Annotated in this window: 7 protein-coding genes; 5 read left to right on the top strand and 2 right to left on the bottom strand. The window is 61.2% G+C overall.

Annotated elements, in window-relative coordinates; all coding sequences use genetic code 11:
- The first annotated feature begins 6 nt into the window (after nt 1-6).
- Nucleotides 7-1,410: an MFS transporter gene (locus tag WJ542_RS30540; RefSeq protein WP_411193268.1), complete on the top strand. Its 1,404-nt coding sequence runs from the start codon at nt 7-9 to the stop codon at nt 1,408-1,410.
- A gap of 373 nt (nt 1,411-1,783) precedes the next feature.
- Nucleotides 1,784-2,485 carry a response regulator gene (locus WJ542_RS30535; protein WP_411193267.1) on the top strand — a complete coding sequence of 234 codons (702 nt, stop codon included), beginning with the start codon at nt 1,784-1,786 and terminating at the stop codon, nt 2,483-2,485.
- Nucleotides 2,486-2,907: 422 nt separating this feature from the next.
- Here the strand turns inward: WJ542_RS30535 and WJ542_RS30530 are convergent, their stop codons facing one another.
- Together WJ542_RS30530 and WJ542_RS30525 are read right to left on the bottom strand one after the other, a co-directional pair.
- On the bottom strand, nt 2,908-7,371 hold the full coding sequence (locus WJ542_RS30530) for an ATP-binding protein (RefSeq protein ID WP_411193266.1): 4,464 nt from the start codon (nt 7,369-7,371) through the stop codon (nt 2,908-2,910).
- Between the two features lie 145 nt (nt 7,372-7,516).
- Nucleotides 7,517-7,711 (bottom strand): hypothetical protein, encoded by a 195-nt coding sequence (locus WJ542_RS30525; RefSeq protein ID WP_411193265.1) that lies wholly within the window; start codon nt 7,709-7,711, stop codon nt 7,517-7,519.
- Nucleotides 7,712-8,189: 478 nt separating this feature from the next.
- Between WJ542_RS30525 and WJ542_RS30520 the strand changes: the two genes are divergently transcribed.
- The 3 genes from WJ542_RS30520 (at nt 8,190) to WJ542_RS30510 (ending at nt 12,686) form a co-directional block, all read left to right on the top strand.
- Nucleotides 8,190-8,738, top strand: a complete 549-nt coding sequence (locus WJ542_RS30520; RefSeq protein ID WP_462848089.1) for a fimbrial protein — start codon at nt 8,190-8,192, stop codon at nt 8,736-8,738.
- Nucleotides 8,739-8,987: 249 nt separating this feature from the next.
- A complete protein-coding gene (locus WJ542_RS30515; protein ID WP_411193263.1) occupies nt 8,988-9,731 on the top strand; it encodes a fimbria/pilus periplasmic chaperone in 744 nt (247 codons plus the stop codon).
- A 201-nt stretch (nt 9,732-9,932) separates the two neighbouring features.
- Complete coding sequence (locus tag WJ542_RS30510; protein WP_411193262.1) at nt 9,933-12,686, top strand: fimbria/pilus outer membrane usher protein; 2,754 nt, start codon at nt 9,933-9,935, stop codon at nt 12,684-12,686.
- Nucleotides 12,687-12,693: the final 7 nt, after the last annotated feature.

Raw genomic sequence — 12,693 nt, 5'->3', positions numbered from 1 at the left:
AGACGCATGGGAACCATCGATAACTTCATCGGACGGCAGAGCGCCCAAGGCGTGGGCGAGGCCCACACGCGCGGTTCGATCATCGCGCGGCTGGAACGCCTGCCGACCAATGCCATGCAGGTGCGCGCGCGTATCCTCATCGGCCTCGCCACGTTCTTCGATGGCTTCGACGTGATCGCGATCGCCGCGACACTGCCGATCCTCATCCAGAAGTGGCATCTCACGCCGTGGGAGATCGGCTTTCTGATCGCTTCCGGGTCGATCGGGCAACTGTTCGGCGCTTTCCTGTTCCCGTGGCTTGCCGAGCGGCACGGCCGCGTGCGCGCGATTGCATGGAGCTCGGGGATCATCGGCGTGACGAGCATCGCGTGCGGCTTCGCACCCACCTTCGCGGCGTTCGCTGCGCTGCGGGTAGTGCAGGGTCTGGGTCTGGGTGGCGAACTGCCGGTGGCAGCCACCTACATCAATGAAATCAGCCGTGCGCACGGCCGTGGACGTTTCGTTCTGCTTTACGAAATCGTGTTCCCCATCGGCCTGCTCGCCTCGAATGCGCTGGGCGCCTGGATGGTGCCGCGCTTCGGCTGGCAGGCGATGTACTTCATCGGCGGCCTGCCGCTGATCCTGTTCTTCACGCTGCGCCGTCTCGTGCCCGAGTCGCCGCGCTGGCTTGCCGAACACCATCGCCTGGACGACGCGCATCTCGCCGTGAGCGCGTTCGAGCGCAAGGTGAAGGGCGTGCTCGAACCGATCCCGGATGCGGCGGAGTTCGACGCGCTGGTCAACCGCTACCCGGAGCGCCGCGTCAAGGATCTCTACGGTCCGGCCTACCTCAAGCGTTCGATCGCCGTGGCCATGCTGTGGATGACCTGCGGCTTCATCCAGTATGGTCTTTCGACCTGGCTGCCGACGATCTATCGCACGATCTATCACGCGCCGCTGCAACTGGCGCTGAATCTGGCGGTGGCGGCGTCCGTGCTGGGCGTGGTGGGCTCGCTCACCTGCGCGCTGCTCGTCGACAAGGTGGGCCGCAAGCCCATCATCAACGTCTCGTTCGTGCTGTGCGCGCTGTCGCTCGCGCTGGCCGGCATCTGCCACGCGATGTCGGTGTACGTGGTTGCGACATTCTGCGCGTTCGCGCTGGGCTTCCTCGCGTGCGGCTTCATCACGGCCTACGTCTACACGCCGGAGCTCTATCCCACCAGCATCCGCGCCATGGGTTGCGGGATGGGCGGCGCGTGGCTGAAGGTGGCGGCCATCTTCGCGCCCACCATCGTTTCGAAGACCATGATCGGCGGAAATCTCGACATGGCGTTCTACATCCTCGCAGCCGTGCCGTTCCTCGCCGCCTTGGCCGTGCATCTGCTCGGCATCGAAACCAAAGGCAAGGTGCTGGAGCAACTCGAAGCCTGAGGGCGGGTAGCACCTCCAGTCGCGCGAGGTCGGGGACCTGGTCACGTGCCGGGTCCGCCGGCACGTGACCAGGCCGGACGGCTAGTGGAGACCCTTCATCCGAAAATTCGTACCAGTCCGACATTGAGGGCGGGTGCGGGGTCCTACACTGCTTACCGGTTTTACCAGCGGCTCCGTAACGCCTGAGCCAACCAGCCGGAAACCTTATCCTGCCCTTGTGAATTAAAAGGGCTCCATCATTGCGAGCTTGGCCCACATCTGGAATTGCGCTTCAGCTTACGCAGGCACAGTGCGATCTCAAAAAACGAAAACAGTATTTATACTGTGTGAGTGGCCTGTAACTTGATGGAGCCCGATCCCGATGCCTCCTGTGATGAAAATCCGAGTCATACTCGCCGACGACCACCCCATGCTGACCGCAGGGCTCAAGCACATTCTTTCGGGGACGAGCACGATTGAAGTCGTTGGCGTGGCTCGCGAGTCGGGTGAAATCGTCGAGCAACTGGACAGCGTGGCATGCGACGTACTGATCACCGACTACTCGATGCCGGGCGGGAAGTACGGCGACGGCCTCACATTTTTGTCGTTCATAAGACGGCGCTACCCCAACCTGAAGATTGTCGTATTCACGATGATCGACAATCCTCCGCTGACGACTGAAATTGCCCGCCTGGGTGTGCGTGGCGTGGTCAACAAGGGGGGAAACATCGATCTGCTGGTCGCGGCGGTCCACGCGGTCGTTGCCGGCGATACCTTTTTTCCCGAAACCACCGACTCGCGGCAACTGGAGTCGAAAGTTGCTCGCGAGCGCGAACGCCCCGCGCTCACAAAGCGGGAAATGGAAGTTGTTCGTCTTCTTGCGTCCGGTCTTACGGTTAGCGAAATTTCGCAGCAGTTGCATCGAAGCAAGCAGACGATCAGTACTCAGAAGAACACTGCCATGCGGAAATTAGGTATCGAACGCGATGCCGATTTATATCGCTTCATTTTCGAAAGCGGCCAGGGCGGCCAACCCTCGTCGGCGCCCGGCGGCGCTGCGCCCCTGTCAGAAGACCCAGGGCCGATGGCGGGTTAACGCTGCCGCGAACCGGCCCGGTTCACGCCCGGGTTTTGTCGTATCTGGATGCTCTAATGCGGCCACGCGTCAAGGCTTCCAGCGCGAAACCGAATCCGATTGATGCCAGGACCAGGGTGGCGCCAACGGCGGCGCAGGCGAGGACGATCAGGTGTTCATGCCCCGCTTCCTCTGTCGGCTGGACGATTAGGGTAGCGAGCCAATTCAGGCACGGCGAGAAAATTGCCACGTTAAGGAACTGCATAAACATGCTTCAAAACCCGAGAGAAAATTTACGTCTTCATGGTGCGCGAACTATGTGCAACATGATTTAAGAATGTGCGGCCGAGTGTACCTTCGGCTCAATTTTGAGATTGTTAGAAAAAGGAAGGAATTCGCCGATAGGTGACAGGTTCTTGATCGGCGTCCAGGTACCTTAGGTGTTACTGCGTGGCAATGTGGCCGGCTATTCTGAGCAGCCTGGCCGTCACCTTGCGCGCGGCCGTTTCAAGGGGAATGGCGCTTTGTCCAAGTACGGATGCCCGAAAATCGGCAAGCGCATCGGCAAGCGGTGTGTAGCGTAGAAGCATGGCGGTACCGCTTACACGATGTATCCACTCACGCAGCACCCCCTCATCCGGCGCCTCAAGCAGCTCGGCCAGCTTTTTCACGTCGTCACGCAGGCTCTCCGCCCCGATTTTGATCAGCGTTTCGTCACGGCCGGCATGGCTTTGCTGGCCGCAGATCGCTTGCCAGTCGAGCGGCGGCAATGGAACGTCGCCGCTATCCCCCGCCTCTGGACTGTGCGCCGGATCGGAACCTGTGCTTCCGGATTGCGTTCCTTCCTGGGAAGGTGCCGCAGTTTGCGGCAAGCAAGCCGGTGCCCATCGTGCGAGGCATGCACGCAATACTTCGATCTGGGCGGGTTTGCGCAGCCAGTCGTCCATGCCGGCTCCGAGGCATCGTTCGCGCTCGTCCGGCTGCACGCTCGCCGTCACGCCAATGATGGGGAGCCGTTCGGAGGCCGACGCAAGAGCACGTTGCCCTCGCTCGCGCTCGCGAATCTCCCCGGCGAGGGCATACCCGTTGATGTTCGGCATATGGCAGTCGGTAATGAGTATGGCGTAATGGGTTGTTTCGTAGAGCTTGAGTGCCTGTGCCCCATCTTCTACGGCATCGCTCGCACAGCCTAGAAGCTGGAGCTGCATCTGGATCAGATGCCGGTTCACGGGATTGTCTTCGGCCACGAGGATCAACGCGCCGTCGCGCAGCGCCTCGTCGCGGGTCCGGACTACCGGCAGAGAAGTATCGTCGGCGTTTGCCTGTGCATGGGCGTTCACCCTTTCGCCGAGAGCCGCGTGACATACGGCACGCAGGCCTCGGAACGAGAGGGGATTGACGCTCAGGCGAATGTCGTCGTCGGTGAGCCGGTAGCCGGCGGCCTTCGGGCGCTCCGTGACGTGAATGGCTGTGAGACGCTCTCCCAACCCCTTGGGAGGGGGCACTTCCGCATCGAGAAAGACGACGTTCGGTGTGCCGGAGCTTTCTTCGCCTGGCAGGGTATTCATTTCGTCCCGGCTTGCAATGGCGGCATGCACCCCGAGCGCGCCGAGTCCCTCGCGCAGGGCTTCGGCGAGGTTCCTGTTCGACACCAGGATGGCGGCGCGCAATTGGCGCAATTGCGCTTCGTCGTCCTGCTTTCGCTTCTCGACGGGCAGCGGCAGGCAAACGGTCACGCGGGTTCCTTTGCCGGGTTCGCTCGCTATGTCGATCTTCCCGCCCATCAGCTTGATCAGTTGATTCGAAATCGCCAGACCGAGGCCTGTGCCGCCAAAGCGCCGGGACGTGGACGAGTCGGCCTGGACGAACGGCGAAAACAGCATGGGAATTTTCTCTGTCTCGATGCCGATGCCCGTGTCGGCTACCGCCAGACGAAGCACCTGAGCGGAGCCTGTATCGCTTTCAATGTCGACATTGAGCGAGATCGTGCCATTCGCGGTGAATTTGGTGGAATTGCCGAGCAGATTAAAAAGAACCTGGCGAATGCGCACGCTGTCGCCACGATGCCGTGCCGCTACGTTCCGGTCGATCCGGCAGCGCATGGTGAGGCCCTTTTCATGCGCGCGCGCCGAGAGCATGCCCATCACGAGATCGCAAACCGCTCTAAGGTCGAATGGCTCGCTTTCGATGGCGAGCTTGTTGGCCTGAATCTTCGAATAGTCCAGTATGTCGTCGAGAATCTGCAGCAGGGCACCGGCCGAATCGTGAATCATGCCTACGATGGGCGCCTGGTCTCCCCGCAAGTCGCCTTGTGCCAGAATTTCCACGAGCCCAAGCACGCCGCTCATGGGCGTGCGAATCTCGTGGCTCATCATCGCAAGAAATTGGTCCTTGACGACTGAGGCGTGCTCGGCTGCGTCGCGGGCTTCCTCCAGTTCTTCGGCCCGTTGGTGCTCGCGCGTCGTGTCGTTCCAGTACCCGTCCCAAAGCAGCGCGCCGTCCTCGCTGCGACGCGGCACGGCGCTGATCTGCAGCCAGCGCACGGCGTTGCCGTCGAGTGCCTGGACGTCGGCGAACAGCGGCCGCATGGTGCGCCCGGACTCTTCGAATGCCTCTCGCAGGTAACGTATCTGATCCGGCGCGACGGCCAGCTTATGACGAAGGTCTTTCGACGGCGGCCCGAATTGCGGGAGCTCCGGCAGTAGCTCCTCGTTCCCGCCAACGTATTGATACGCCAGGCGGTTGTTCGGATCGCGCCGCAATTGAAATACGGCGGCGGGCAGGTTGCGCGTGATGTCCTGCAGCAGGGCTTCTGTTTCGCGAATCTTTCGTTCGGCATTGACAACCGGCGTGACGTCCACGACAACGCCGACCGAGCCGAGCTGTTTGCCGCCTTCGTCGAAGAATTGCCGGGACCAGTACAGACCATGCCGTTGTTCTCCGTCGAGATTGACGAATCGAACGAAGACGCCGTCGAACGTCTTGTTTTCGCCAACCAGTGCCTCGATCGCGTGCGTGAGCGATCCGGTCAATTTGCTGCGTCGAATACATTCGGGGATCGTGAGCCCGATGATTTCCGAACGAGGTAGCCCGATGGCCGCCGCGGCTCCGGCGTTGACGTCGATGTAACGGCCTTGCGCATCGCGCACGCCGATCGGGAGCGGCACGAGGTCGAGCAGCGTTTCGCGGAACTTGAGTTGCGTGGTGAGATCGGCTTCTGTTCGCTTACGCTGGCGCACTTCGGTGCGCAGGCGCGCATAGCCGAATGCCAGTGCGACGATTGCGGCCAGGACGATCAGCAGAATGGGCAAGCTGCGGCGGATTGCATCCTGCCATGAGAGGCCGAGCTCGTATCGCGTTGTGAGATACCGGTTTTGTAGCGCGGCGCGCTGCGCCTCCGGCATGGTTGTCAGTACCCGGTTGACGATTGCCACGAGCGGTTCGAGACCGGCCCTGAACTGAAATCCGATGGCCTGCCGGTATCCGGTCCAGCCGAGCACCTTGAAGTCTTCCGCGTCGTCTCCCTGCAGCAACTGGTCGAGCGCGGCGAGGTTGCCGATCACGACGTCGGCGTTGCCTTCGCGCACGAGTTGCAATCCGTCAGTGGGCGAGCGCACTTCGATTGTTTTCGCGTTCGGGGCTTCGGTATGCACCCAGGCGGCGTTGCCGGACCGCTCTCCTACGGCGACGCGTAGACCGTCGAGTTGCGACAGGCTGCTCACCACCGGCGCCGTCCGCCGCCCGACAATGGCGACGGGATACGTCATGATGGGTACCGTGGCGCGCGGCAGGCGCTCGCGGTTCGGCACTGGCCAGACATAGACCACCAGATCCGTGGTGCCGGCCGCGAGCATCGAACCTTCCTCGTTAGGCGAGCCGCGCGGCGAAGACGTCTGGACGATCCGTATGTTGAGTCGCTTTGCGATATAGGCGAGATATTCCGGTAGCATGCCCGACGGCTGGCCGGCGCTGTCGAGATAGCTATAGGGCGCCCATCGGGTAACCAGAGTGGCCTTCAGAGGCGGCAGGCCCGCAAGGAATTTTTGCTCGTCGGGGCTGAGTGTGAACGTGCTCGACTCGGGCGGCGGCGTCACGTCACCGGATATCCATCGGGCAAGCAATTGCGTGCGCTCGTCGGGGTTAATGCGCTCAAGACCATGATTGACCCTGTCGCGTAGCGCTGCATGGTCGAGCGGGAACGCGAAACGCAAGTCGCCCGATGGTTCCGTGTGGGCCTCGCTAATAACGAGATTGCGAAGCTCCGGATCGCGCATCTCGTATTCGACTGAGGGGAGAAGGCCGAAGTATGCGTCCGCGCGGCCTGCTGCCACGGCCTGCAAGGCCTCATGCGTGTTGGGCGTATAGAGGAATCGTGCGTCGGGGTAGCGTTCGCGCAGTTGCCGCCCCATGAAGAAGCCTTCCTCTACGGCGTACGTTGCGCTGGGCGCGAGGGCGGGGCTCGCGAATGCGGTGCGATCGGGGCGCGTCACTACAACTCCGCTGCCGTCGTAGTAGGGATCGGAAAACGTGAGGCACGCTTCGCGCTGGGGCGTGCGCGCCAGGTCCGGAACGATGTCGACTTCGCCACGGCACGCGGCAAGCACCAGATCGCCCGCATTCGCAAATATGCGGGTCTGGAAGCCGTTCGCCCCGATTCCCAGCGCCTTTGAAAGAAAGGCTCCGCTGAGGCCATCCAGCTTGCCGTCCGAGAGGTAGTCGAACGGCGGCCAGCCGTCCTTCGTTACACCGACAATGGGCGTTCGCGCGGTTGCGGAATCGGCTGCGGCGACGCCGGGCGTTCCGGGGACGGCGTCCGCCGGCCAGACAAGCGTGGCAATTACCAGTCCTGCTGCCCATGCGCGGCTGCCCACCCGCCTGGGCCATGGGAAAGAAATGCCGATTCCCATTTTGCTCTCCGTGTGACGGCTTCCTGACCGGATGTCGCGATTGTAAAGACTGCTATGGATTATGAGCCAAAACGGTTGTCGTTTTGCCCTGCAAAGGCTGGTCTGGCCGCCCGGTTCGCAACGCGTTTTTCCACCGGGGCGGATTTCATGCCTCGAGTTTCACCCCCTTTTCCACCTCATTTTTCCACTGTTCGATGAAGTGCCGCTTCTGAGGCGAGGAAGACAGCAGGAAGATATTCAGGCTGGAGATAAAGCTGCGCTGCTCGGAATCGGTCAGCGAACCGAAGGCGACGAGTGCCGCACTAATTGCGGATGAATCGAAACGTTGGCGTTGATGCACGGCGAGTAAGCTCCCATGGTTTGCTAGCAGTCGGCTAGTTCAGGCAAGCGTAGCGAAGCTTCTCGCGTGATGCTATCGAACAATTTTTAAAAATTTGGCTGACTGATTACCATTTCAGCCCCCCCGCTTGTTATCTAACATACTCGCGAGCCTTTCGACAATGTGCGACGCACACCGACAGGAAACGCCTACATGGGCTGTTGCGGAGTTTTCGCTTGGCCTGATTCGGGGAATATTTAAAAAAGGAAAAATCCGGTAGACAGCAAGGCGATTTCGTACCAGTTCTATCCCTGAATGCCCTGTGGCTTCCGATAATTGCATTGGCCCGAGATTAAGGGGCGAGGAAACCAGAGCCATGGATTCAACGCGGTTCCGGGCGGTAAATCGCAAATTGACAGATGCGTTTGATGCCTTCGGCGGAATCGATTGAGTGGATCTGGTCATTTTAAAGATGATGACAATTCAGGAAAGTTTGAAAATGAAAAAGATCGCTATTAGCACGATCGTCGCTGCGATGGGTCTGGCTGCTGCTGGTGCGCATGCTGGTCCGGCAAACAACGGTGGTGTGCTGACCATCAATGGCGCGCTGACTGCCCAAACCTGCACGGTGAATGGTAACGGCTCGGGTTCTAACAATTTCACGGTCACGCTGCCGACCGAGTCGGCAGCGGCACTTTCGGCTGCGGGTTCGGTCGTTGGCGCAACGGGTTTCAGCATCGCCCTGACGAACTGCGCACAATCGGGTAAGGTGCGCACGTTCTTTGAATACGGCTCGAACACGCTGGCCGACGGCAATCTGTTGAACAACGGCAGCGCTACCAACGTGGAAGTTCAGTTGCTGGACTACAACAACGGTTCGAATGTCATCGATGTGAGCAAGGCCGATGGTGCGCAGAACTCGAATCTGGTCACGATCAGCAGCGGTGCCGCGAACCTGCAGTATGCAGCGCAATACATTTCGCCGACTGGCGGCGCGACTCAGGGTGCTGTGACGACCAACGTCACGTACTCGATGTCTTACCAGTAATCCACTGGTGTGCGGACGGAGCGCCCGAGCGCCTTCGTCCGCAAGGTTGGCCACGAAATAGCGGCTCGCGGGTACCTGCCCTTCCTACGGATCCGGGTAGGTCTCTGATTAGGTCTTGCGTGCGGCCGCTTTCTTCCGTCTGGCTTTATTTATGTTGATTTCGCACTCAGGCACCGATGCCGGAACGGGTTGTGCCGCACAAATGCGCGAAACACCATTTCACAGAATTTTGTTCTCTGGTTGAGCGTCATGAATATCCGAAAACTCCTCAGCAGCGCCATGGCCGCAGGTGCGCTGGTTCTGGGCGCGATGTTGCCTGTTGCGGCGCATGCATCGGTCGTCATTGCGGGTACGCGCGTGGTCTATAACTCCACGGATAGCGAAGTGACGCTTAAGCTCTCCAACGTCGGCCAGTCGCCGGCGCTGACCCAGGTATGGCTCGACAAGGGCGATCCGAAGGCCGATCCGAGCAAGCTCGACCTGCCTTTCATCATGACGCCGCCGCTCGCGCGCATCGACCCGGGCAAGTCACAGACTATCCGCATTTCGTATACCGGCGAAGCGATGCCGAAGGACCATGAAACCCTGCTGTGGTTCAATCTGCTCGAAGTGCCGCCCAAACCCAAGGCGGAGGAAAGCAGTGACAACTACGTGCAGCTTGCGTTCCGCTCGCGCCTGAAGTTCTTCTTCCGCCCGGCGGGTCTGCCGGGCAAGGCCGATGATGCACCGGATAAGCTCATGTGGCATGTGGGCGATAAGGCCGGCAAGCCCGCGCTGCTGGTGTCCAATCCCACGCCGTATTACGTCACGATCATCGAAGCCCATGTGGGCGAGGGCGAACATGCGCCGAAGTTCGAAGACGGTGACATGGTGGCGCCCGGTGGGCAGACCGCGTTGCCGCTCTCGGCTGCGGCCGTAGCGGGTGGCAAGGTGACGTTCACCACGCTCAACGATTACGGTGGTCCGATCAAGCACGAGGCAGCACTGCAATAACTCTTTGGCATGTCCGATTACGGAGCATGCAAATTATAAAATATAAGGATTCCGAAGCAAATTTCAGTTGAAGTGCTTCGGATTTAGCTTGAGTCGCGCTGAGCGAACAGAACCACTAAACGCTGCGAGGTAGAAGGTCCGTGTGCCGGTGATTTGACGCGTCGGCTGGGGCAGTGCTGCCTGCGGATCTTGATCATAACCATGAGCCATCAGTCACAGTCCCATTTCAATCACGCGTACGCCGGCTCGCTTTCGCTTAGCCAGGCCAGTGTGGCCGTGCTGCTCGCGTTTGCGGCCGCAGCGGCGCAGGCCGGTGATCTTCCCGATGCCAGCGTGGCTCAGCCGGGTGCATCGATCTCGGTGAACGATGTGCAGAGCACTCCGCTGTCCACGTCCGCTGGTCAGCCGGCAACAAGCAACGGAACTCAGGCTACGCCGCAGAACGTGTCTGCGCCTGTTACGGCAGGTGGCAACGCAACTACTGGCGCTACACCGGCCACCCCGGCCGCACCTCAAAGCGTGGAGTTCAATACCCAGTTCTTCAGCGGTACCGGCGCGGCAGGCACGGACATCACCCGTTTCAACAAGGGTAATGTCGCCATGCCGGGCCACTATCGCGCTGCGCTTTATGTGAATGGAGTGTGGATTGGCGTAACCGACGTCACGCTGCGTGAAGTCGACGGGCAAAAGAACAACGTCCAGCCGATATTTGACCGCGATCTGCTCACCCGCGCGGGCGTTGATGTCATGCGCCTGCCGGAAGCGGCGAGCACAAAGCTCGATGCCGTGGCCAAGGGTACCAGCGTTGTGCTGCTGCCCGAGCTGATTCCTCAGGCAACCGCCACGTTCGATCCGGGCGAGCAACGCCTCGACCTGAGCATTCCGCAGGCGGCGTTGAGCCGCAACGCACGCGGCTGGGTCGATCCGAAGTACTGGGACGATGGCGTGACGGCGGCGACGCTGCAGTACAACGCCAACGTCTACCACACGAACGGCAGCGGCTTTTCGACCACGCAGGGCTACCTGGGTCTTACGGCCGGCCTGAACATGGGCGCCTGGCGCTTTCGGTACAACGGCAATATCACGAGTCAGACGGATTCCGGCACGCACGTGCAGAGCATGCAAACGTACCTGCAGCGTTCGTTCACGCCCATCAAGAGCGAACTCACGCTGGGCGACTCGTACACGGACGGCGAAGTGTTCGACAGCTTCGGCGTGCGCGGCGTGCAACTGGGCACGGACGACCGCATGTACCCCGAGTCGCAGAGGGGGTATGCGCCGATCGTGCGCGGCATTGCCAACACCAATGCCAAGGTTCAGGTCAAGCAGAACGGCAACATCATTTATGAAACGACCGTGGCACCGGGCGCGTTCGAGATTAATGACCTGTATCCCACTGGCTATGGTGGTGACCTGCAGGTGGTCGTGACCGAAGCCGACGGCAGCCAGCACGTTTCCTCGATACCGTATGCGGCGCCGGTGAACGCGCTGCGCGAGGGCCGCTGGCGTTACTTCGTGACTGCGGGCGAGTATCGCGATACGAGCATCGACAGCCATCCGTTCGTGTTCGAAGGGACGTTGCAGCGCGGTATCAACAACTTCGTCACGCTGTATGGCGGCCTGATCGGGGCTACGGATTACGTTGCCGGCGAGGTCGGGGCCGCGGTGAACACCCCCTTGGGTGCCTTTGCCCTGGACGTGACCCAGGCGAACACGAACATTCCGCAGATGCCGGGCCGTAGCGGCCAGAGCTTGCGTCTTTCGTATTCGCGCGTGTTCGCGCCGACGGATACTGACGTCACGCTGGCGGCCTACCGCTATTCGACCAGTGGCTACCTGAGTCTCGCGGATGCGATGACGCTGCGCGATTACGCGCAGCGCGGCATCCCCAATACGGACACCGGCATCCAGAAGGGCCGGCTCCAGCTCACGCTGAACCAGACGCTGGGCTCGTGGGGCTCGGTGTATGCGTCCGGCTATGTCCAGAACTACTGGAACCGGCAGGGTACCGACACGTCGTTCCAGGTGGGCTACAACACCAACATCCGCCGGGTGGGCGTAGGCGTTTCGGCCTCGCGCGAGTACGACACCGGCACATCGCGGTGGGACAACCGCTTCATGCTCAATCTGAACGTTCCGCTCGACATCGGCTCGACCATTGCCAACACGACGACGAGCTACACGCACGACTCGCTCACGAATACGGACCAGATCCAGGAGAGCTTCTCGGGCGCGGCAGGCAAGGACAACCAGATCAACTACGGTGCCACGGCGGGCTATACGACCGGTGGCCAGGGTGCAAGCGTGAACGCCAACGCGGGCTACCTCGCGCCGTTCACCCAGGCGCGCGTCAATGCCGGCTATGCGAACGGCTACTCGCAGGTGGGCGGTGGCCTGTCGGGTTCGGTGGTGGCGTACGAGGGCGGTGTTGCGCTCACCTCGCAGACCGGCGACACGATGGCGATAATCGAAGCGAAGGATGCGGTAGGCGCACGCGTGGCCAGCGCGCCGGGCGTGGTGGTCGATACGCATGGTCACGCCATCATCGGCGGCATGATGCCGTACGAACTGAACGACGCGGAAATCGACACGAAGGGCCTGCCGATGGGTGTCGAGCTCAAGAGCACCGAGCAGCACTTCGCGCCGACGGCGGGTGCGGTGGTGCGCGTGAAGTTCGATACGGACTATCGCGGCCAGGCGGTCATCATGAGCCTGCGTCGCACGAACGGAGACGTGGTGCCGTTCGGTGCCGATGTGCTGGATGGCAACGGGAACAGCGTAGGCACGGTAACCCAGGGTAGCCGCGCCATGTTCTTCAGCAAGCAGGCGGCCAACGACCTGACCGTGAAGTGGGGCGAGGGCATTGGACAGAGCTGCAAGGTTCACTACGACATGCCGGTCGCGAAGAAGGGCGAGTCGATGACGACCCAGTTTGCAGACGCGAGCTGCCAGTGAATTGACA

The organism is Paraburkholderia yinzeri, from assembly GCF_046581065.1.
In the GTDB taxonomy this organism is placed as follows: Bacteria; Pseudomonadota; Gammaproteobacteria; order Burkholderiales; family Burkholderiaceae; genus Paraburkholderia.
Note: the sequence above shows the minus strand (reverse complement) of the source record. Positions and strands in the feature narration are given on the sequence as shown.

What these genes read in the sequence shown, in the direction of transcription:
- WJ542_RS30520 (WP_462848089.1), top strand. Translation starts at nt 8,190, where the DNA reads ATGAAAAAGATCGCTATTAGCACGATCGTCGCTGCGATGGGTCTGGCT.
- WJ542_RS30510 (WP_411193262.1), top strand. Translation starts at nt 9,933, where the DNA reads ATGAGCCATCAGTCACAGTCCCATTTCAATCACGCGTACGCCGGCTCG.
- WJ542_RS30540 (WP_411193268.1), top strand. Translation starts at nt 7, where the DNA reads ATGGGAACCATCGATAACTTCATCGGACGGCAGAGCGCCCAAGGCGTG.
- WJ542_RS30515 (WP_411193263.1), top strand. Translation starts at nt 8,988, where the DNA reads ATGAATATCCGAAAACTCCTCAGCAGCGCCATGGCCGCAGGTGCGCTG.
- WJ542_RS30535 (WP_411193267.1), top strand. Translation starts at nt 1,784, where the DNA reads ATGAAAATCCGAGTCATACTCGCCGACGACCACCCCATGCTGACCGCA.
- WJ542_RS30530 (WP_411193266.1), bottom strand. Translation starts at nt 7,371, where the DNA reads ATGGGAATCGGCATTTCTTTCCCATGGCCCAGGCGGGTGGGCAGCCGC.